The following is a 19,098-nucleotide window of genomic DNA, read 5'->3' on the forward strand; positions in this document are numbered from 1 at the left end:
CCGTATCCCCTTCCCCCACGGCGGGCCGCGCCGGTCTTCCCCCCGACCACCATCAGGCAACCAGGAGAGGGCGATGGGCCCGCGTACGAGTAGTGACGAGGAGAGCGGCGGCACGCCGGGCGGTCGCGTCCGGGGCCGCCGGACGGCGTGGCGGGTGTGTTCCGCCGCGCTGCTGGCCGTCGCGCTGACCGGCGGCGCGGTCGCGTTCGGGGCCGCCCGGGACGGCGGGCGGGTGGCTCCGGCCTCCGCCGCCGCCATGGACCCCGGCGCGCTGGCGGGCGGCGACCCGGACGCGGCCGTCGCAGCGCTCCAGACCCACCTGAAGGCGCAGCCCAGGGACCACGACGGCTGGGCCACGCTCGGCCTCGCCTATGTGGAGCAGGCCCGCACCAAGGGCGACCCGGCCCGGTACCCGCAGGCGCAGGCCGCCCTGGAGCGCTCCCTCGCCCTCGCGCCCGGCAACGACAAGGCGCTGGCCGGACGCGCGGCCCTCGCCGCGGCCCGCCACGACTTCACGGGCGCCCTCGCCGACGCGGACCGTGTCCTGAGGCGCGACCCCTACGACGAACGCGCCCTGTGCTCCCGGATCGACGCCCTGGTGGAACTCGGCCGCTACAGCGAGGCGGCACGAGCCGCCGACACCGCCGACGCGCGCAGGCCGGGCACCCCCGTCTTCACCCGGTACGCCTATGTCCACGAGCTGCGCGGCGACGTCACCACGGCCCGGCGCGTCCTCCAGCAGGCGCTCACCGGCGCGGCCTCCCCCGGAGACATCGCCTACGTGGCCAGCCAGCTCGGCCAGCTCGCCTGGAACCAGGGCGACTACAGGACCGCTCTCACCTTCTACGCCCGCGCCCTCGCCGCCGACGACACCTACCTCCCCGCACTGGAGGGCCGGGCCCGCGCCCAGGCGGCGAGCGGGCAGCGCGGTCCGGCGATCAAGGGACTCGAGGCGCTGGTCGCCCGCGCACCGCTGCCCGGCCCGCTGGTCGCGCTCGGGGAGCTGTACGAGGCCCGCGGCGGCACCGGCGACCGGGAGAAGGCGCGCGAGCAGTACACGCTGGTCCAGGCGTGGATCGCGCTGGCCCGCGCCAACGGGGTCGACGCCGACCTCGACACCGCGCTCGCCGCCGCCGACCACGGGGACAAGGCGGCCGCCCTGCGCGCGGCCCGCGCCGAGTGGGCCCGCAGGCACACCGTCCACACGGCCGACGCCCTCGCCTGGGCGCTGCACAGGGGCGGTCACGACACGGAGGCGCTGGCGCACGCCCGCGAGGCCACCGCCACCGGCTACCGCAACGCCGCCTTCCTCTACCACCGGGGTGTGATCGAACGCGCCACCGGCCACGCGAAGGAGGGCCGGGCCTCGCTGACGGCGGCACTGGAACTGAACCCCGGCTTCTCCCCGCTCGGCGCGGCCGAGGCCCGCAAGGCGCTGGGGGCGGCCGAGTGAGGCTCGTGCGGCTCCACCGTTCCCTCGCCGTCCTCGCCGGTGCCTGCGCCGTGCTGCTCGGCCCCGCCCAGGCGGCGGACGCGCATCCCCTGGGCAACTTCACCGTCAACCGGTACGACGGCCTGGTCGCCGCCCCCGGACAGCTCCGGGTCACCCATGTGGAGGACCTGGCGGAGATCCCGGCGACGCAGGCCAAGCCGGAGCTGGAACGGCTCGGCACCGCCCGGTGGGCCGGGCTGCGCTGTGCCGAGGCGGCGCGGGGCAGCGAGGTCACCGTGGACGGGCGCCGGGTCGCGCTCACCGTCTCCTCCGCGCGGGCCATGCTGCGGCCCGGCCAGGCGGGGCTGGACACCCTGCGCCTGGAGTGCGCGGAGTCGGCCCCGCTGCCCGAGGGCGCGTCGGTGCGCGTCGGCTTCCGTGGCGCGGGGGTGTCCTCCGGGCCGGGGTGGCGGGAGATCACCGCGCGCGGCGACCGCATGACGCTGAGCCGGTCCGATGTGCCACGGAAGTCCGTCTCGCGTGAACTCACCACCTACCCGGCCGACTTGCTGTCCTCTCCCGCCGACACCTCCACCGCCCGCCTCACGCTCCGGCCGGGCGGCACCGCTCTGGCCGCGGAACGGGACGCGCCCGGCGCCTCGGTGCTGCCGCGCGGCGCCGACCGCTGGACCCAGGCCCTGAACGATCTGGTCGCCCGGCGCGACCTCACCCTCGGCTTCGCCACGCTCGCGCTGCTCATCGCGGTCGGCCTGGGCGCGGCCCACGCGCTCGCGCCGGGGCACGGCAAGACGCTGATGGCCGCCGCCGCCGCCGCTCGCGGTGGGCGGGCCCGGATGCGGGACGTGTTCCCGCTGGCGGCCTCGGTCACCGTCACCCACACCCTCGGCGTGGTAGCGCTGGGCCTGCTCGTGACGGCAGGTTCCGCCGCCACGCCCTCGGTGGTGGCCTGGCTGGGAGTGGCCAGCGGCGCCCTGGTCCTCGGCGCCGGCGCGAACCTCGTACGCCGGGCCTGGCGGGTGCGGGCGGCCGAGGCCGCGCACACGCACGACCACGAGCACGGCCCGGAGTCCGGCGGCGGTCACGCCGGGGCGGAGGAAGTGGAGGTACGTGCGCCGGCACTGGTGGGGGGCGGCCACGGTGACGGACCCCATGGGCCCGACCACCACCACCAGCACAGCCACTCCCACGACGACGCCCCCACCCGCAACCACGTCCACAGCCAGGGTCACGGGCACGGGCACGGGCACGGGCACGGGCACGGCCATGGGCACAGCCAGGGTCACGAGCACGGGCACTCCCACCCCCACCCGCACCCCCACAAACACACCCTCGTCCACACCCACGGCGGCCACACCCACTCCCACCCCACCGCCCCCACCCTCAAGGGCACGATCCTGCTCGGTTTCGCGGGCGGCCTCGTCCCCAGCCCCTCCGCCGTGGTCGTACTGGTCGGTGCGGCGGCGCTCGGGCAGGCGTGGTTCGGTCTCCTGCTGGTCGTGGCGTACGGCACCGGTCTCGCCCTGACGCTCACGGCGGCCGGCTTCGCCGTGGTGCGGCTCGGCTCGGTGGCGGGGCGGCTCCTGGACCGTGACCCGGCGCGCGGGGCGCACCCCCTGGCCGCGCTGCTCCGCCGCACGATCCCTCTGGCCTCGGCACTGGCCGTACTGGTCCTGGGCGCCGGATTGATGCTCAAGGGGGTCGCGACGGCCCTCGGCTGAGCTGCTTCGTTCATGAATACCGTCTGCTGTCCCCGCTGGGCGAGGGCTGCATGGGCACGGTGTGGCGCGCCTACGCCGAGAGGCCGCACCGTGGGCCTGCTGCCAGACGAGGTGCGCTACCGGTGGAAGCTGAGGCGCGGCTCTCTCGAGGGCGAGGAGTGGCGCACGCTGTCGTTCCCGGAGGGCGAGGGGGAAGACGAGGCGGGCGCGGGTGGCCGTGCGGACGAACGACGAGGACGGCACGCCGGGGAACGTGGTCGGCGTGGAGGTACGCGAGCCGGTGCGGGTCACGTCGGACGAGGTGCCGTTCACCGTGACGTGCGACGAGACGACGGAGACCCCGTCGGACGGGGCCTCCGCTTCACCCTCGGGCACACCCTGAATGTCCGGGGCACCCGCTGATATCTCGTTCGCGCGAGTGAGTCCCGTACGGCTCTTGTTGACGGGTTCACCCGAGGGGACCGGGTGGCTCAGGCGGCGTCGGTGAGCACCGGGAGGTAGCCGCCGGACTGTCCGGCCGCGGTCGGGTGGTACGACTCGCCGATGTTGGTCCAGCTGACGCTGTGCAGCCAGGAGTCGCTGGAGCAGATCTCGTGGCCGGTGAAGGTGGTGCGGACGTCGCCGAACACGAAGCCGTGGGCCTGGGCGCGCTTCTGGATGGCGTTGTTCATGTAGTCGGAGGCGCTGTTGATGGCGGATCGCTTGGTCCCGGAGAGGCCGAGGCAGCTCTGGCCGAGGAGGTAGAAGCGCGGGTAGCCGATGACGACCACGCGGGCGGAGGGGGACTTGGCGCTGATCGCGTCGTACACGGCGTCGAGCTTGCCGGGCAGCGTGGAGTCGACGTAGGCGCGGGCGGTGTTGATCCGGGACAGACAGGCGCTGTCGGACTGGATGACGCAGGTGGTCATGACGTCGGCGAAGCCGGCGTCGTTGCCGCCGATGGTGATGGACACCAGGCCGGTGGCGGCGTCGAGCGAGCCGAGCTGGCCGGAGAGCACGTCGTCCGTGCGGGCGCCCGAACAGGCGTTGAAGGCGAACGAGGACGGTCCGTGCGCGGCGTTCCACAGGTAGGGGTACGCCTTGGTGCTGCGGTCGCAGGCGCCGCTGGAGCTGATGTAGCTGCCGGCTCCGACTCCCGAGGAGTAGGAGTCGCCGAGCGCCACATAGCCGCCGGTGGCGGCCTGCGACTGTCCGGCGCCGGCGAAGGTGAAGCCGGTGGCGAGGAGGAGTGAAGCCACGTATGCCGCAATTCGGTTACGTCTCATGGAACCTCCCTTTAGCAGGATGTCTGCCACAACTGTGGTAGCAGCTACGCGCGTTGACGGGAAGTGTCCATGCCAAAACTATTTCGCGCCCGACATTCCGCGCGTCGCGGGCATGGCTCACCTTGGCTGACGACTCGCCACATAGCACATGACGTAGCCGGGTTGGAGCTCATCGCCCCAGAAGGGGTGCGGGGACAGAGGTCGTCTTGACGGCCTCGGAGCTGCTGGGCCACATTGAAGCCCGGCATCCGGCGCGTCGGGGGGCAAAGTCGGCCCATGCGGTCCTCAACTGGCAACAGATCCACGGCAGATGGTGAAGGCAGAGAGCGGGCGGGTCCGGGGAGGGACCTGTCGGCACTGCTCGCCGGAGCCGCGACCGGCACCGCCGCGTGCGGCGCGCTGCTCGCGCTCATGGACTCCGGCTCACCGCTGCGCGGGCCGTGCGCGCTGTTCTTCCTGCTCGCCGCACCCGCCCTGGGCATCGCCCTGGCGCTGCGCGGGCTGGACCCCTTCGGCCGGCTGATCACCGCGCTCGCGGGCGCGGTGGCGGTCGACATGCTGCTCGTCCAGGCCATGCTGACCGTGCATCGCTGGTCGGTGACCGGTGGGATCGTCGCCGTGGCCGTTCTGAGCCTGCTCCTCCTGCTGGCCGTCCATGTGCGACAGCGGCCGGGTGCGCGGGAACGGCCGCCGGGGGGAGGGAAACAGGCCGAAGTTTCGTAACGGCCGAACCAACTGAATCGTGAGGAACATGTCCAGGTCTTGCGATTCTGCTTCTATCGTCAATACCGTCGTACATCTCACCCGCGTCGGTCCGCCGCCATACGGTTCAGGGGAGGGCTCGGAGCCGTGACGGACCGGGGTGAGGCGCGGTAGGGGGGTGCCGTGCCCGGTGGCCGTACCAGGTGACCGGGCCGTGCCGCGCGACCGGCTGTCCCTGAACCCGTGGGGGCCCGGTCTGCTTTGCCAGCTCGTCTTCTCCGGCCAGGCGTGTGTGTCGCCGTGCCGCGACCAGGGACGGGAACCCCCCTTTCGAACCGGAAACACAGCCGGGCCGCCCGGGGGCGGGCGGTCCACCGGACGAGAGGGACCACTGTCATGAGTTCTGTTCTGCGCACGCCGGGTCCGGACCACGAGCCGCTGCTCTCGGCCCAGTACCGGCCCATCTCCTCGCATCTGGCGATCACGCCGCCGGTGAGCGTGGTCATCCCCGCCATGAACGAGGCGGAGAACCTGCCGTACGTCTTCAAGACGCTGCCGGACTGGGTCCACGAAGTGGTCCTGGTCGACGGAAACTCCAGCGACGACACCGTGGAGGTGGCCCGCTCGCTGTGGCCGGGAGTGAAGGTCGTCGCCCAGCGCGGCAAGGGCAAGGGGGACGCCCTGATCAGCGGGTTCGAGGCGGCCTCCGGCGACATCATCGTGATGGTCGACGCGGACGGCTCGGCCGACGGCACCGAGATCGTCTCCTACGTCTCCGCGCTGGTCTCCGGCGCCGACTTCGCCAAGGGCTCCCGCTTCGCCAACGGCGGCGGCACCGACGACATGACCTTCATCCGCAAGCTGGGCAACTGGGCGCTGTGCACGGTCGTCAACCGCAAGTTCGGCGCCCGCTACACCGACCTCTGCTACGGCTACAACGCCTTCTGGCGGCACTGCCTGGACAAGATCGACCTGGACTGCACCGGCTTCGAGGTCGAGACGCTGATGAACATCAGAGTGGTCAAGGCCGGGCTGAAGGTGCAGGAGATCCCCAGCCACGAGTACCTCCGCATCCACGGCACGAGCAATCTGCGCGCCGTGCGGGACGGGCTGCGGGTGCTCAGAGTGATCCTCCAGGAGCGCTCCAACCGCCGTGCGCTGCGCCGGGGAAGGCGCTCACCGCTGACCGACTCCCGGCGGGGAGCGGCGTCTTGACCGCGCCGGACATCTCCGTCGTGATCTGTGTGTACACCGAGGACCGCTGGGAGGACATCCTCGCGGCGGTCGCCTCGGTGGGCGCCCAGTCCCATCCGGCGCTGGAGACCCTGCTGGTGGTGGACCACAACGCCGCCCTGCTGGACCGGCTGGCCGCCGAGTACAAGGAAGCCCAGTACAAGGAACCGGGCGGCCCGGTCCGGGTGCTGCCCAACGCCGGTCCGCGGGGCCTGTCAGCGGGCCGCAACACCGGGGTCGCCGCGTCGGGGGGCGAGGTGATCGCCTTCCTCGACGACGACGCCGTGGCCGAACGGGACTGGCTGCGCCGTTTCGCCGAGGGGTACGCCGACCCGCGTGTGCTGGCGGTCGGCGGCCGGACCGAGCCCGTGTGGGCGTCGGGGCGGCGGCCGGCCTGGTTCCCGGAGGAGTTCGACTGGGTGGTGGGCTGCACCTACCGTGGCCTGCCGCCCGGCCGGGTCCGGGTGCGCAACGTGCTGGGCGGCAACGCCTCCTTCCGGCGTGCCGCGTTCGAGGTGGCGGGGGGGTTCGCCACCGGGATCGGCCGGGACGGCGACCGGCGCCCGCTGGGCTGCGAGGAGACGGAGCTGTGCATCCGCCTCAGCCGGGCCCGCCCCGACGCCGTGCTCCTCATCGACGACCGCGCGGTGATCCACCACCGGGTGCCCGAGGCCCGTGAGCGGTTCGCCTACTTCCGCACCCGGACGTACGCCGAGGGCCTGTCCAAGGCTCTGGTGGCCCGGAGTGTGGGCGCGGCGAAGGGGCTGGAGTCCGAACGCCGCTACGCCACACGGGTGTTGCCCGCCGGGATCGTGCGCGGGCTGCGGGACGCGCTGTTCGCCCGGCCGGGCGGCGCGGGGCGCGCGGGCGCGATCGTGGCGGGCGTGCTCGGCGCGGCCGGCGGCTATGCCGTCGGCAGCGTGCGCGCCCGGCGCGGCGGGACCCGGTTCGCGGTGCCGCCGGTGGAGGTGGGCGGATGACCGGGACGCCGGTACCGATCCTGATGTACCACTCGGTGGCGGCCGCGCCCAACGGAGCGACCCGCGCGCTGTCGGTCGCGCCGCGGGCGTTCGCGGAGCAGATGGCGCTCATCGGCGACCTGGGCCTGACCCCGCTCACCACCGCGACGCTCGCGGCGCACTGGCGCCACCGGCGCCCGCTGCCCGCCCGGCCGGTGCTGATCACCTTCGACGACGGCTACGAGGGCGTCCACCGGCACGCGTTGCCGGTGCTCGCCAAGCACGGCTTCCCAGCCACCCTGTTCACCTCCACCGGCTGGATCAGGGGTCCTCACGACACCGGCGGCGGCCCGGACGCCATGCTCGACTGGGACCAGGTGCGCGAACTGGCCGCCGGCGGTGTGGAGATCGGCGGCCACAGCCACAGCCACCCCCAGCTCGACCAGCTGGACGACACCGCGCTGGCCGCCGAGCTGGCGCACAGCACCGGCATCCTCACCGACGAACTGGGCGCGCACCCGGTGTCGTTCGCCTACCCCTACGGCTACTCCAGCCGTCAGGTCCGCCAGGCCGTGCGCACGGCGGGGTACACCCAGGCGCTGGCGGTCGGCAACACGCTGGCCTGGCGCGCGCAGGGTCCGTACGCGCTCAGACGGGTCACCGTACGGCGGGTCACGGGCGTGAAAGAGTTCGAGCGGCTGCTCCAAAGCCGTTTCGTCGCCCGGGACTTCGCGAAGGACCGGGCGCTGACCAAGGGATACGCACTCGTGCGCAGAGCACGCCAGGTCTGCCGGAAGGCCCTTCGCTCCCGTGTCTGACACGACCACCGCCCAAGAGGCCGCCCCGGCCGTGTCCGCGCCGGGGCGCCGCCCGCGACTGCCCGTACTGGGCCGCGCGTCCGGCGGCAGCCCGTTGTTCCGCAACGCCTACGCGCTGATGCTGAACACCGGCATCTCCGCCGTCCTCGGTCTCGGCTTCTGGCTGGCGGCGGCGCGCTACTACTCGGAGTCGGCGGTGGGGCAGGGCTCGGCCGCCATCGCCGCGATGAAGCTCCTGGCGGGGCTGACCGCGGTGACCCTGACGGGCGCCCTGGCCCGGTTCATCCCGGTCGCGGGGCGTGCCACGGCCCGGCTCATCTTCCGTGTCTATGCCGGAAGTTCGCTGGTGGTGGCGGTGGCGGCGGGGGTGTTCCTGCTGACGCTGGACGTGTGGGGGCCTTCGTACCGGTTCCTGCACGGGCCGGTGGGCGGGCTCGGTTTCGTCGCGGCGGTGGTGGCATGGAACGTGCTCACCCTCCAGGACGGGGTGCTGACCGGGCTGCGCAGCGCGCCCTGGGTGCCGGTGGGCAACACCGTGTTCTCGGCGGTGAAGCTGGGGCTGCTGGTGGCGTTGGCGGTGGCGGTGCCGGCCGCCGGGGTGTTCGTGTCCTGGGGCGCGGCCATCGCCACCTCGGTGCTCCCGCTGGGCTGGCTGGTGTTCCGGCGGCTGGTCCCCCGGCACACGGCCGCCACCGAGGGGCGCTCGCGTCCGCCGACGCTGCGGGAGATCGGCCGGTTCCTGGCGGGCGACTACACCGGCTCGCTGTTCTCGCTCGGGGTGGTCTACCTCGTCCCGGTGATCATCGCCGCGCAGGTCAGCGCCGAGGACAACGCGTACTTCTACATCACCACCACCATCGGCGGCACCACCAATCTGCTCGCCATCAACATGGGCGCCTCGCTCACCGTGGAGGGCTCGCACGACCCGGCGCGGCTGGCCGCCAACACCCGGGCGGCGCTGAAGCGGATGGCCCGGATCATGCTGCCGGTCGCGGGCGTCCTCTTCGTCGGCGCCCCCTGGATACTCGGCGTGTTCGGTGCGGGGTACGCGGACGCGGCGACCCCGCTGCTGCGCTGGTTCGCGGTCGGCGCAGTGCTGCGGGTGGTGATGGAGACGTATTTCGCGGTGCTCCGGGCACAGAGCCGGACCGCCGGACTCGCCTGGCTCCAGGGGCTGTTGTGTGTCCTGGTGCTGGGTCTGACGCTGCTGCTCCTGCCCCGGATGGGGCTGACCGGGGCCGGGGTCGCGGAGATCTCCAGCCTGGCGGTGATCGTGGCCGTCGCGGCGCCCCGCCTGTGGCAGATCATCCGGCCCGGCCCGGTGACCCCGGCCCCGGACGGCGACCTGGCCGACCTGGGCCCACGCGAGGCGGCCCGGCCGGCGCCGTCCTGGGTCAAGGGGGCGGAGCAGGTGTCCTCGGCCGCGGTCCCGCCGGCGGAGGAGCCGCCGCCCGCGAAGAGCCCCGCGCCCCGCCGCACCCTGACCCGCCCCGGTCCGGTCCTCGGCTGCCTCCTCGTCGCCGCGCTGCTTCTCTACTGGGTCCCCGCGCTGCGCCTGACCGATGCCGACCTGGACGGGATGGGCGGCCTCGGCCTCATCTCGGTGCTGCCGGCGCCGACGCTGGCCGGAGCCGCGCTGCTGGTGACGGTGTTCGCCGCGCTGCTGTGGGCGCGCCGGGAACACCGGGTGCTGCTGCTGCTCACCCTGGTGGCGACGGTGGTCTCGCTGCACGCGCTGCCCGCCGTGATCGAGAGCGCGCCGAGGTTCCCCACGGCCTGGCAGCACCTGGGCTTCCTGGACCATCTCGACCGCACCGGCTCGACCGTGCCCGATCTGGACGCCCGCTGGAGCTGGCCCGGCTTCTTCGCGGTGACCGCGTTCGCCGCGAAGGCGTGCGGGGTGTCCGACTTCACCGAGGTGATCCGCTGGTGGCCGACGGCCATCCAACTCGCCTATCTGGCACCGATGTTCCTGCTGACCCGGTCGCTGCGCGCGAGCTGGCGGGCCCGCTGGACCGGGGTGTGGCTGTTCGCGCTGAGCGGCTGGGTCGGCCAGGACTACTTCTCCCCGCAGGGCTTCACCTATCTGCTGTACCTGGTGTTCACGGCGGTCCTGCTGGTGTGGTTCCGGGCCCCGCGCATGATCTGGACCCGGTCGCGGCCCGGCGAGGCCGAGGTGGAGCCCACGGACCGGCGCCAACGGGTGGTGCTGCTGCTGGTGTTGATCGCCCTGTTCCTAGCGTGTGTCCCGGCGCATCAGCTGACCCCGTTCGTGATGCTGGGGGTGCTCACGGCGCTGGTGCTGCTCGGCCGGTGCGAACTGCGCGGGCTGCCGCTGCTGTTCGCGGTGGTGGTGGCGGTGTGGGTCGGCTTCATGGCCGAGCCGTACTGGTCGGGGCACTTCGACGAGCTGTTCGGCGGGCTCGGCGGGGTCGGCGGCAATGTGTCGACCTCGGTCTCCGGCCGTATCGAGGGCGGGAGTTCGACCCATAAGCTGGTGCTGTACACGCGGGTGCTGCTGGCCGGTTCGGTGCTGGCGCTGGCCTGCTGGGGCTGGTGGCGGCGGCGCGCGCACGGCTACCGCGAACGCTCGTTGCCGGTCCTGGCGTTCGTCCCGTTCCTGGGCTTCGGCATGCAGTCGTACGGCGGTGAGATGGCGCTGCGGGTCTTCATGTTCGCGCTGCCGGGTGCCGCCCTGCTGGGCGCGCTCGCTCTGTTCCCGCGTACCGGGGTGACCCTGGAGGAACGGCAGCGGGACCGGGTGGGCCTGGCCGCGCCGGCCGCACTGCTGGCGGGGCTGCTGCTGATCGGCGGGTTCCTGGTGGCCCGCTGGGGCAACGAGCCGTTCGAGCGGACCCGGCCCGGCGAGGTCGCGGCGATGGACTGGGTGTACGCCCATGACAAGCCGACGGTACGGCTGCTGTGGCTGACCACGGACACGGTGAACGACGTGACTCCGGCACTCCCCTGGGGGGCGCGGGACATGGAGCGGGTGAGCTATGTGCCGACGCTCGCGCCCGGTGACCCGGTGCTGGTGTCCGGGCTGGTGAAGGCGCTCAAGGACGCGGGGCCGAACTCGTATCTGATCGTCAACGAGAGCCAGGTCCGCTATCTGGAGCTGGACGCGGGCTATCCGGCGACGTGGGAGTCCCGGCTGAACCGGACGCTGGACGGCCGACGCGAGCTGTCCAAGGTGCTGGTGAACGAGGACGCGGCCGTGTACGCGCTGCGCGGGGGCGGGTCGGCGCCGGTGCCCGAGCCGGACCCCGGTCCGGTCGGGCCGCGGATCACCTGGACGCCGTGGTCGGTGATGGGGGCGCTGGCCGCCGGGGTGCTGATCCTGCTGCTGGCCGGGCGTGAGGTGATCCGGGTGGCGGGCCGGCCGAGCGTGGGGCGGCTGCGCCGGCTGCAGGGCTCGTTCTGGTTCGCGCTGCCGCTGCTGGCGGTGGTGCTGGCCTCGCTGGTGCAGCGGTTCCTCACCTTGAGCTGATGGGGGTGGAGCGGCTCAGCGGTCGAGCCACCTCACCTCGTAGCCGCGCAGCTCGAACCGTCTGCCGTCTACGCGGGCGCTGACCGGGCGGTCCAGGGTGTTCACCACCAGGACGGTGTCCCGGCTCGCCAGGACGCGGAGGTTCGGCCGGTCGTCGGCGGCGACGGACACCCTCTGGTACCGGGTGCCGGGCGGGAACGCCCGGCCGAAGCGGGAGACCAGGTCGTACATGGGCAGCTTCCGGCCGCCGTCGGTGTCACCGGCCGGGGTCCACAGGCAGCCGGGGCAGTCGGCGCCGGTCTTGTTCTCCGGGTTCCAGTAGAAGCCGGACCCGGCGCCGCCCTCGGCCATGGCAATCAGGCCGGCGGCGTGCACGGCGATCCGGCGGTCCTCGGACCAGCTCCCGCGGCGGTCCTGGGAGTCGGCGGGCTCCACGTAGTACTCGGCCCACCACAGCGGGAGGCCGTGCGTGCGCTCGCGCACCCACTCACCCACGGCCGTGAACTTGGCGGTGGCGGCGAACTCGTCGGGGAGCAGCTCGTCGTCGTCGGTGTAGCTGGAGCCGTCGACCACGACGAAGTCGGCGCCGGACTTGTGGGCGTTCCAGTGGTCGAAGGCGTCCAGCACGCGCTGGTCCATGGCTCCCCAGGGCCCGCGCACCTGGGCGGAGGCGTGGTCGGCGCGGGGGTCGACGCTGTCCATGGGCAGGTAGGGGCCCCCGACGAGGTTGTCCGGGTCGGCCTTCTTCAGCGCCGCCCGCACCAGGTTGTACAGCTTGGTGTACCCCTCGTAGTCCCAGCGGCCCTCCCCTTCGTTCCAGAACCCCTTGAACTCGTTCCATACGACGAAGTGCCGTACGTCGGGGTAGCGGTGGGCGACGGTGCCGGCGAGGTCGGCGAAGTCCTGGTAGTGCGCCGGGTCGGGCGCGCGCTCCAGCGAGTCCTTGCTCCAGTCGGTGGTGCCGACGCCGGACCGGCCGCCCTTCATCCAGTCCGGGGCACAGCACAGGGTGATCACGGGGGTGCCGCCGGAGGCACGGATGAAGTCGACCCTGCGGTCCAGGGCGCCGAAGTCGTAGTGCCCCTTCACCGGTTCGGGGTTGTCGGCGCCCCAGCCCATGACGGCCTGGTCCTGCGGGAGCCCGCCGTCCGCCTTCAGCAGCCGCGCCACCCGGTCGCTGCCGCCGCCCTGGTCGGCGCTGTACTGGGTGTGGGTGAAACCCCAGCCCACCTCGGGGCGGACGGGCCCGGCGGGAGCGGCGGGCGTGCCGTGCGCCTGGGCGCCGTCGCGGGAGGTGCCGCTTATGTCGGCGCCGCGCCCGGGGAGCGTGTTCAGCAGGGTCACCAGCAGGGCCAGCGCGGTCACGCCCACGCCGAGCAGGGCGGTCAGCCGCCACCGCCGTGCCCCCGTACACCACCGATGACGTCTCATCAGGTTCACAGTAACGGTGGAATCCCGGCGTCGGGCGCGAGTTGGGAACACCTGGGGACAAGCGGCGGAATTGCCGTGCGCGCGGTGCGCCGGTGCCCGATCATGGCGGCATGTCCCAGAACCCGCGGAACCCGTACGACGCGCTGCCGATCCGGCTGAACGTCGACGACTCCGACTCGCCCTCCGACGTCGTCGACGCGCTGTTCCTGGGCCGTTTCGCCACGGGTGAGCAGCCGTACGCGCACGCGGCCAACATCGACCGGGTCCGTTCCGGGGCGACCCTGCTGCCCGACGGCGCCCGGGTGCTGCGGGTGGCCCGGGACGAGGACCGCAGCGCGACCCTCGCGGAGGGCGAAGGCTGGACCCTGCTGGTCTCCCGCTGGAACCGGGGCGCGGACGTCACGGTGACCGCGACCACCGCCGAGCTGGCCACGGAGGTCCTCGGGCGGGCCACCGACGGCGCGGCCGACGAGCCCGCCCCGCAGCCGGACGACGTCACGATGGGGTTCTGGTACGTCTCGCCCCGGCGCGGCCCGCACCGCACCACCCGCCAGATCGCGGCCGGCACCTGGGAGGAGGTGCGCGCGAACTACACGGCGCCGGTGGCGGGGGCGATGGACCGCCTGATGAAGACCACACCGGAGGACATCGCGGGCCGGCTCCTGCTGCTGCACGGCCCGCCGGGCACCGGCAAGACCTCCGCGCTGCGCACCCTGGCCCGGTCCTGGCGCGAGTGGTGCCAGGTGGACTGCGTACTGGACCCGGAGCGGCTCTTCTCCGACGTGGGCTATCTGATGGACATCGCCATCGGCGAGGAGGACGGCACGGGCAAGGCCCGCTGGCGGCTGCTCCTGCTGGAGGACTGCGACGAGCTGATCAGGGGCGAGGCCCGGCACACCGCGGGCCAGGCGCTGTCCCGGCTGCTGAACCTGACCGACGGGCTGCTCGGCCAGGGCCGCAATGTGCTGGTGGGGGTCACCACCAACGAGGACCTGGAGCGGCTGCACCCGGCCGTGGTCCGGCCCGGCCGCTGTCTGGCGCGGATCGAGGTGGGCCCGCTGACCCGCCCGGAGGCGGTGAGCTGGCTCGGCGACCAGGCGGCGGAGCTGGAGAGCGAGCTGGGCCGGGAGGGCTCGACGCTGGCCGAACTGTACGCGCTGCGCCGGGGCACGACGCCGACCTCGGTGCCGGGCGCGCGGGACGGGGCGGACGCGGGGCTGTATCTCTGAACCGGGCGGAGTGTGGACCGGACAGACCGGGTTCGGCCCGCGCCCGGATGTTTTCATAGGGGTATGACCCTGTTCGTCGGTACGTCGGGGTGGCAGTACCGGAGCTGGCGGGACGTGCTGTACCCGGCGGGCGTGCCGGTGCGGCTGTGGCTGGAGGAGTACGCGAAGCAGTTCGCCACGGTGGAGCTGAACAACGCGTTCTACCGGCTGCCGTCGCGCGAGAACTTCGAGGCGTGGCGGGAGCGGCTGCCCGAGGGTTTCGTGGTGGCGGTGAAGGCGAGTCGCTATCTGACCCACATCAAGCGGATGCGGGACCCCGAGGAGCCGGTGCACCGGCTGATGAGCCACGCCGAGGGGCTGGGCCCCCACCTGGGGCCCGTCCTGCTCCAGCTCCCGCCGACCCTGCGCGCGGACCCGCCGCTGCTGGACGCGTGTCTGGCCTGCTTCCCGGCCGGGACGCGGGTGGTGGTCGAGCCGCGTCACGACTCCTGGTGGACCTCGAAGACCCGCGGGGTGCTCAAGGCCCGGAAGGCCGCCTTGTGCTGGGCGGACGAGCTGGGCCGCCCGGCCGGCCCGCTGTGGCGCACCGCCGAGTGGGGGTACGTCCGCTTCCACCGGGGCCGGGCCAAGCCGTGGCCGCGCTACGGCACCCAGGCGCTGGAGTCCTGGGTGGAGCGCGTCTCCTCGGCCTGGCCGGACGGGCAGGACGTGTACGCCTACTTCAACAACGACCCGGGGGGCGCGGCGGTGAAGGACGCGGCGGAGTTCGGGAACCTGGCACGGCGGGCGGGGCTGGAGGTGACCCGGACGCCGGAGCCGTGGGCACGGCGGTGAGCGCCGGCCCTCAGTCGGTGCCGTAGGCCGCGCGCAGCGCGTCGTGGACGGTGGCCAGCGCCTCGTCGTGGTCCAGGCCGAGGCGCCGGGCGCGCTCCGCGTACGCCTGCGCGGCCGTGCTCGCCTCTCGGGTCGCGGCGGGACCGGCGGCGGCCACGAACGTGCCGTTGCGTCCCCGGGTCTCGATCACGCCGTCCGCCTCCAGCGCCCGGTACGCCTTGGCGACGGTGTTCACGGCGAGGCCGAGGGACTCCGCGAGTCCGCGCACGGTGGGCAGCCGGTACCCGGCCGGGAGGGCGCCCGACCGCGCCTGCTCGGAGATCTGCGCCCGGACCTGCTCGTACGGCGGCGCGCTGTCATCAATGTGGATCTTCAGGCTCACAGGCCGATTCTCCCGCACCGGGCGGGAAGCGGAGGCGTGGACGGGGAGGTGGAAACGGGCGGCGGAGGGTGGGCGGAGACGGGGGGCTGGAAAATGAGAGGCACGGCGGCGGCACCGCCCGTACGGTGCGTGCACATGACCGTACTCGTGCGCGACCTGCGCCCCGACGTAGTCGCCGACACCGAGGGCTTCGCCCGGGTGAAGCAGCTGGCGCTGCCCTACATCCTCTTCACTCCCGACTCGATCCGCCATGTGCTGCTCCACAGCCATCCGGACGCCCGGTTCCGCTCGCTGGTCGCGGAGGAGGACGGCGAGGTGATCGGCACGGCGCAGGTGGCGCTGGCGCACGAGAGCACGGAACCGGGGCAGGCGTACGTCAACGTCCATGTCCGCCCGGACCGCACCGGGCGGGGCGCGGGGCGGCTGCTGGTCGCCGCCGCCGAGGAGTATCTCGGCACGCTGGGCGCCACCCGGCTGTACTCCTGGGTGCTGGACGAGCCCGCGAACGTGCGGTTCGCCGAACGGCACGGCTACCGGCCCGGCCGCCCGGCCCGCTTCCTCCGGCTCGACCTGGCGCACAGCGCCCTCCCGCCGCTCCCGGACACCCCGCCCGGCGTGGAGCTGCGTACGGCCGCCGACTTCGCGGCGGACCCGCGTCCGCTGTTCGAGCTGGACGCGGAGGCGGTGGCGGATGAGCCCGGTGAGGTCACGCTCGCCTACGCGGACTACGAGGCGTGGCTGGCGGAGACCTGGAAGCATCCGCTGCTGAACCTCGAACTGACCGTCGTCGCGGTGACCGAGGGCCGCCCGGTCGCCTTCAGCGTGGCCTACACCGACGGCGGCACCCGCTACGTCACCGCGATGACCGGCACCGCCCGCGCGTACCGTGGCCGGGGCCTGGCGAAGCTCGCCAAGCTGCACTCGCTCCACCGGTCCCGCGCGGCCGGCCTCACCGAGGCGTTCACCGGGAACGACGCGGGCAACGGCCCCATGATCGCCATCAACAAGTGGCTCGGCTACGAGTTCTGCGCCACGGAGGTGCGGTATGTCCGCGAACTCGGGTGATGGGGGACTCCAGTTGGAGATCACCCTCGTCAAGGCGGGCCGTATGAAGATCCGTTATCCGACGGTGCTGCTGGCGGACGACGGCACCCGTGTCTCCGTGCGGGCCCCCTGGGCGGGCGAGGGCGTGCGCGATTTCGGCTTCGTGCGCTTCGAGCCGGGTGACGTGTTCACCGAGCACTACTGGCGGGACCGCTGGTACGCGGTGAAGGAGGTCCGCGCCCAGGACGGCACCCTGAAGGGCTGGTACTGCGACATCACCCGTCCCGCCGTCCTCTCCGGCCCCGAACTCCTCGTGGAGGACCTCGATCTGGACCTCTGGGTCTCCGGCGACGGTGGGACCGTACTGCGCCTGGACGAGGACGAGTTCAGCGCGAGCGGCCTGCCGGAACGGGACCCGGAGGCAGCGTCCGCCGCCCGGTCCGCGCTGGACGAACTGGAGGCGCTGGCCCGCGCGGAGGGTCTCACCGCGCTGCTCTGAGCCCCGGTCCGCGCCTCACACCTCGGCCAGTACCGCGTATCGCTCGTCGGTGACGGGCTTGCCCCACAGCAGGGGGTCGTCGGACAGCGGCTCCACCCGTATCCGCCCGGCGAGGGGCGCCAGCAGCCCGGTGACCTCGTCGACGGGCATACCGACCGGGGAGAGGCTCCCCCAGACGCCCTCGACCAGCACGAACCGTCCGCCGGGGCGCAGCAGGGTACGCCAGTGGCGGAGCACCTCGGCGGGTTCGGGCAGCGTCCACAGCACATGCCGGACGAGGATCACGTCGTGGCCCCGCTCCGGCACCGGCGGCACGGCCGCGTCGCCGCACAGCACGCGCGCGTCCCGCCCGGCGAGCTTGGCGCGGGCCCGCTCGACCATGGCCGGGGAGGCGTCGACCCCCGTCACCCGGTGCCCCTGCTCGGCGGCGAGGAGGGCCAGACTGCCGGTGCCGCAGCCCAGGTCGAGTATGTCCGAGGGCGGTCCGGGCAGCCAGCCGCGGAGCCGCCCGGCCCACGCCGCCCGCACCTCGGGCGCCCGCAGCCCGTGATCCGGCTCGTCGTCGAAGACGGCGGCCTGGGCGTCCCAGTCCACGTCCGTCCCGGCGGTCCACTCACTCGCGCTCGCGTCGTTCATACACACGAGCGTGCCATCCACCACTGACAATGAGATCCCGTCAGCGGCTCAGCGGCTTTCGGCGGTTGAGGCGGTCGTAGGAGGGGGCGACCTGAGCCCAGTCTGAGCACGGCCTTAAGCGGACCATAAAAATCGGCTCAAGGGGTCGGGAGCAGGCGAATCCGGCGCCGTACGGGGCTATTTTCTGACCGTCCCCCCACGGGATCAGGCACACCCTGACCGCGCCGGCCGCCGCGTCCGCGCACGGTTCGAGCGGTTCGGCCGCGCCGTTCCTCTCGGTGCGCCGGCGCGCGACGGGCCCCCACCGCGCCGCGCGCCGGAACATCCCACGATCACGGGGCCCTGCCGGGCGGCTCAGGCCGGGCAGGGCCCCGAGTCGCGTCAGCCGAACGCCGACGCGCAGGAAGTGGCCGTGGCGTGGGACGGGTCGAGGGCGTTGGCGACCTCGTGGTAGGCGATGCGGTCGAAGATGCCGATCGCCACGTGTTCGGAGAGGTCGAGCGGGCACAGGTCCTGGAGGAGTACATTGCGGACGTCGGAGCCGGACAGGTACTGGGTGCGCCAGGGGGTGACGACCTCGTCGTACTTGGTGGCGATGACGGTGTAGCGCACTCCGGGGACGGTGTCGCCGCCCGCGTTGAGCCTGGTCATGAAGGCCGAGCCCGTGACCTGGTCGGCGAGGGCGGGCGTGCTGGACTTGATCAGGTTCTCGGCGCCGGGGAAGTAGGGCAGCAGGCTGGTGAGGCCGTCCAGGTCGGTGCCGTGGTTGCTGGGGGCGATACCGACGAGCGCGTCGACCTTGGCGGCCCCGCCGAGGAACTTCAGGTAGTACCGGGGCATCATGCCGCCCTGGGAGTGGCCGACGAGGTCGGCCTTGGCGGCGCCGGTGGCGGTGAGCACCTTGTCCACGAAGGCGGAGAGCTGCTCGGCCGACTTGTCGATGGGCCCGAGCCCGTGGAAGACGGGGACACCGGGCAGTTGCCCGTAGTCGAGGGAGAAGACGCAGTAGCCGCGCTCCTTGAGGTACGGGGCGAGCGACACCCAGTTGGTGACGGAGTTGCCGAGCGTGCCGTGGACGAGGACGACGGGACGCGGGTGGGCTGCGGAGGGCTTGCAGGAGTAGTCGTTCCAGCCGCTGCCGGGAACGGCGTGGGCGGTGGCGGCGGGGACGGTGGCGAGCGCGGCGGCCAGGAGCAGCGCGGCGAGCGGTCTGAGCGCTCGCTTCCAGGGCAGCATCGTGTGATCTCCTTGCGGCTCAAGGGAGAAGGTGCACGGCCTAACCCTGTGATCCGGATCACGGGATGCTGTTCACTCGTCAAGTTACGGACGAGTAGTGCGACTGTGAAGTTACGCGTCGGTAAAAGTTCCATCCGCCCTCAGAAGCCCCCGCACACCGATGAACCGT

17 protein-coding genes are annotated in these 19,098 nt (G+C 73.1%); 12 read left to right on the plus strand and 5 right to left on the minus strand.

What is annotated here, in order from left to right:
* Positions 1–73 precede the first annotated feature (73 nt).
* The 3 genes from ACFWN1_RS02705 (at position 74) to ACFWN1_RS02715 (ending at position 3,553) form a co-directional block, all read left to right on the plus strand.
* On the plus strand, positions 74–1,453 hold the full coding sequence (locus ACFWN1_RS02705) for a tetratricopeptide repeat protein (protein ID WP_384357417.1): 1,380 nt from the start codon (positions 74–76) through the stop codon (positions 1,451–1,453).
* Positions 1,450–3,171 carry a nickel transporter gene (locus tag ACFWN1_RS02710; RefSeq protein ID WP_384357419.1) on the plus strand — a complete coding sequence of 574 codons (1,722 nt, stop codon included), beginning with the start codon at positions 1,450–1,452 and terminating at the stop codon, positions 3,169–3,171. Before ACFWN1_RS02705 ends, ACFWN1_RS02710 begins: the two co-directional genes overlap by 4 nt.
* A gap of 211 nt (positions 3,172–3,382) precedes the next feature.
* Positions 3,383–3,553 carry a hypothetical protein gene (locus ACFWN1_RS02715; RefSeq protein ID WP_384357421.1) on the plus strand — a complete coding sequence of 57 codons (171 nt, stop codon included), beginning with the start codon at positions 3,383–3,385 and terminating at the stop codon, positions 3,551–3,553.
* Between the two features lie 88 nt (positions 3,554–3,641).
* Here the strand turns inward: ACFWN1_RS02715 and ACFWN1_RS02720 are convergent, their stop codons facing one another.
* Positions 3,642–4,436 carry an SGNH/GDSL hydrolase family protein gene (locus tag ACFWN1_RS02720; RefSeq protein WP_384357423.1) on the minus strand — a complete coding sequence of 265 codons (795 nt, stop codon included), beginning with the start codon at positions 4,434–4,436 and terminating at the stop codon, positions 3,642–3,644.
* 276 nt (positions 4,437–4,712) lie between these two features.
* On the opposite strand from ACFWN1_RS02720, the gene ACFWN1_RS02725 reads away from it, so the two are divergent.
* The 5 genes from ACFWN1_RS02725 (at position 4,713) to ACFWN1_RS02745 (ending at position 11,638) form a co-directional block, all read left to right on the plus strand.
* The gene (locus tag ACFWN1_RS02725) at positions 4,713–5,159 is read left to right on the plus strand and encodes a hypothetical protein (RefSeq protein ID WP_384357425.1); all 447 of its coding nucleotides are present in this window, start codon (positions 4,713–4,715) and stop codon (positions 5,157–5,159) included.
* 375 nt (positions 5,160–5,534) lie between these two features.
* Positions 5,535–6,353, plus strand: a complete 819-nt coding sequence (locus ACFWN1_RS02730) for a glycosyltransferase family 2 protein (RefSeq protein WP_384357427.1) — start codon at positions 5,535–5,537, stop codon at positions 6,351–6,353.
* Entirely contained in the window at positions 6,350–7,351 is a 1,002-nt protein-coding gene (locus tag ACFWN1_RS02735; RefSeq protein ID WP_384357429.1) for a glycosyltransferase family 2 protein, read from the plus strand. Before ACFWN1_RS02730 ends, ACFWN1_RS02735 begins: the two co-directional genes overlap by 4 nt.
* Positions 7,348–8,148, plus strand: a complete 801-nt coding sequence (locus tag ACFWN1_RS02740; protein WP_384357431.1) for a polysaccharide deacetylase family protein — start codon at positions 7,348–7,350, stop codon at positions 8,146–8,148. Before ACFWN1_RS02735 ends, ACFWN1_RS02740 begins: the two co-directional genes overlap by 4 nt.
* The gene (locus tag ACFWN1_RS02745; protein ID WP_384357433.1) at positions 8,141–11,638 is read left to right on the plus strand and encodes a lipopolysaccharide biosynthesis protein; all 3,498 of its coding nucleotides are present in this window, start codon (positions 8,141–8,143) and stop codon (positions 11,636–11,638) included. Before ACFWN1_RS02740 ends, ACFWN1_RS02745 begins: the two co-directional genes overlap by 8 nt.
* 15 nt (positions 11,639–11,653) lie before the next feature.
* Here the strand turns inward: ACFWN1_RS02745 and ACFWN1_RS02750 are convergent, their stop codons facing one another.
* A complete protein-coding gene (locus ACFWN1_RS02750) occupies positions 11,654–13,069 on the minus strand; it encodes a xylan 1,4-beta-xylosidase (RefSeq protein ID WP_384357435.1) in 1,416 nt (471 codons plus the stop codon).
* A 110-nt stretch (positions 13,070–13,179) separates the two neighbouring features.
* Between ACFWN1_RS02750 and ACFWN1_RS02755 the strand changes: the two genes are divergently transcribed.
* A complete protein-coding gene (locus ACFWN1_RS02755; RefSeq protein WP_384357437.1) occupies positions 13,180–14,298 on the plus strand; it encodes a DUF5925 domain-containing protein in 1,119 nt (372 codons plus the stop codon).
* Between the two features lie 63 nt (positions 14,299–14,361).
* A complete protein-coding gene (locus ACFWN1_RS02760) occupies positions 14,362–15,132 on the plus strand; it encodes a DUF72 domain-containing protein (protein WP_384357439.1) in 771 nt (256 codons plus the stop codon).
* Positions 15,133–15,142: 10 nt separating this feature from the next.
* Here ACFWN1_RS02760 and ACFWN1_RS02765 read toward each other — a convergent pair whose 3' ends face one another.
* Entirely contained in the window at positions 15,143–15,514 is a 372-nt protein-coding gene (locus ACFWN1_RS02765) for a GntR family transcriptional regulator (RefSeq protein ID WP_384357441.1), read from the minus strand.
* 135 nt (positions 15,515–15,649) lie between these two features.
* Between ACFWN1_RS02765 and ACFWN1_RS02770 the strand changes: the two genes are divergently transcribed.
* Positions 15,650–16,579 (plus strand): GNAT family N-acetyltransferase, encoded by a 930-nt coding sequence (locus ACFWN1_RS02770; protein ID WP_384357443.1) that lies wholly within the window; start codon positions 15,650–15,652, stop codon positions 16,577–16,579.
* Positions 16,560–17,057, plus strand: coding sequence for a DUF402 domain-containing protein (locus ACFWN1_RS02775; RefSeq protein ID WP_384357445.1), 498 nt, complete (start codon positions 16,560–16,562; stop codon positions 17,055–17,057). Before ACFWN1_RS02770 ends, ACFWN1_RS02775 begins: the two co-directional genes overlap by 20 nt.
* A 15-nt stretch (positions 17,058–17,072) precedes the next feature.
* Here ACFWN1_RS02775 and ACFWN1_RS02780 read toward each other — a convergent pair whose 3' ends face one another.
* Together ACFWN1_RS02780 and ACFWN1_RS02785 are read right to left on the minus strand one after the other, a co-directional pair.
* Positions 17,073–17,693: a class I SAM-dependent methyltransferase gene (locus tag ACFWN1_RS02780; protein ID WP_384357447.1), complete on the minus strand. Its 621-nt coding sequence runs from the start codon at positions 17,691–17,693 to the stop codon at positions 17,073–17,075.
* A gap of 381 nt (positions 17,694–18,074) precedes the next feature.
* Positions 18,075–18,929, minus strand: coding sequence for an esterase/lipase family protein (locus ACFWN1_RS02785; protein ID WP_384357449.1), 855 nt, complete (start codon positions 18,927–18,929; stop codon positions 18,075–18,077).
* Positions 18,930–19,098: the final 169 nt, after the last annotated feature.

The organism is Streptomyces sp. NPDC058459 (assembly GCF_042721685.1).
Classification (GTDB): domain Bacteria; phylum Actinomycetota; class Actinomycetes; order Streptomycetales; family Streptomycetaceae; genus Streptomyces.

Coding starts and splice junctions, on each gene's coding strand:
- ACFWN1_RS02705 (WP_384357417.1), top strand. CDS start 74: ATGGGCCCGCGTACGAGTAGTGACGAGGAGAGCGGCGGCACGCCGGGC.
- ACFWN1_RS02720 (WP_384357423.1), bottom strand. CDS start 4,436: ATGAGACGTAACCGAATTGCGGCATACGTGGCTTCACTCCTCCTCGCC.
- ACFWN1_RS02725 (WP_384357425.1), top strand. CDS start 4,713: ATGCGGTCCTCAACTGGCAACAGATCCACGGCAGATGGTGAAGGCAGA.
- ACFWN1_RS02730 (WP_384357427.1), top strand. CDS start 5,535: ATGAGTTCTGTTCTGCGCACGCCGGGTCCGGACCACGAGCCGCTGCTC.
- ACFWN1_RS02740 (WP_384357431.1), top strand. CDS start 7,348: ATGACCGGGACGCCGGTACCGATCCTGATGTACCACTCGGTGGCGGCC.
- ACFWN1_RS02750 (WP_384357435.1), bottom strand. CDS start 13,069: ATGAGACGTCATCGGTGGTGTACGGGGGCACGGCGGTGGCGGCTGACC.
- ACFWN1_RS02755 (WP_384357437.1), top strand. CDS start 13,180: ATGTCCCAGAACCCGCGGAACCCGTACGACGCGCTGCCGATCCGGCTG.
- ACFWN1_RS02760 (WP_384357439.1), top strand. CDS start 14,362: ATGACCCTGTTCGTCGGTACGTCGGGGTGGCAGTACCGGAGCTGGCGG.
- ACFWN1_RS02770 (WP_384357443.1), top strand. CDS start 15,650: ATGACCGTACTCGTGCGCGACCTGCGCCCCGACGTAGTCGCCGACACC.
- ACFWN1_RS02775 (WP_384357445.1), top strand. CDS start 16,560: ATGTCCGCGAACTCGGGTGATGGGGGACTCCAGTTGGAGATCACCCTC.
- ACFWN1_RS02780 (WP_384357447.1), bottom strand. CDS start 17,693: ATGAACGACGCGAGCGCGAGTGAGTGGACCGCCGGGACGGACGTGGAC.
- ACFWN1_RS02785 (WP_384357449.1), bottom strand. CDS start 18,929: ATGCTGCCCTGGAAGCGAGCGCTCAGACCGCTCGCCGCGCTGCTCCTG.